Annotated in this window: 1 protein-coding gene; it reads left to right on the forward strand. The window is 34.9% G+C overall.

All coding sequences use genetic code 11. The features are described 5' to 3' along the window. Positions 1-259: 259 nt before the first annotated feature. Positions 260-574 carry a hypothetical protein gene (locus ACEWK1_RS27735; RefSeq protein WP_121663211.1) on the forward strand — a complete coding sequence of 105 codons (315 nt, stop codon included), beginning with the start codon at positions 260-262 and terminating at the stop codon, positions 572-574. The last annotated feature ends 65 nt before the right edge of the window (positions 575-639 follow it).

The following is a 639-nucleotide window of genomic DNA, read 5'->3' on the forward strand; positions in this document are numbered from 1 at the left end:
AATAAAGTGGTCCCTATGTCAAGGACACTTTGAAAAAGAGGCCTTAAATTATGTTAATTAATATTGTATTCTTCCGTTAAGGAGGAGATACGACATAAGAACCAGTAACTCTTCTGCCTCAGAAAGTTACTGGTTCTTAATTTTTATCCGTGTCTTATACGTATATATGAATAGGGATTTTATAAAGTCATTTGATAGCTTTAAGGTATTTATGCTGGGGGAAGATGTTCCGTGTTACGTTCAGAGGTATTGTAAACAATTGGATGATTCACAATGGCAGTGGTTTTATGAACAGATGTTGGAACCTGTCACTTTTGTTACGGACAGCACTTACCTTTTCTATGTATTAAAATGGATCCTAAAGTATGATTTTGATGATTTATCCTATGCTGTTTATTTTCAAGATATTATGGATCCCGAATGTATTCCGCAGTCACTAATTAAAGATGAGTGGTTGCCCGTACTTTGGAATCGCTACGGACAGCGTTTGAAAAAAGAATTATTCGAAATCCATTTTAGCTTGAAAGATGAATTGTCCACTGATGTCATTGATGATGAAACTGTTATATTTTAAGTGGGTATTCGCCTGTTTTCAAATATTCTGCATATTGATTAGGGGAGAGCTTTGCTAGTTTCCAT

The organism is Metabacillus sp. YM-086 (genome assembly GCF_048059995.1).
GTDB classification, from domain to species: domain Bacteria; phylum Bacillota; class Bacilli; order Bacillales; family Bacillaceae; genus Metabacillus; species Metabacillus litoralis_B.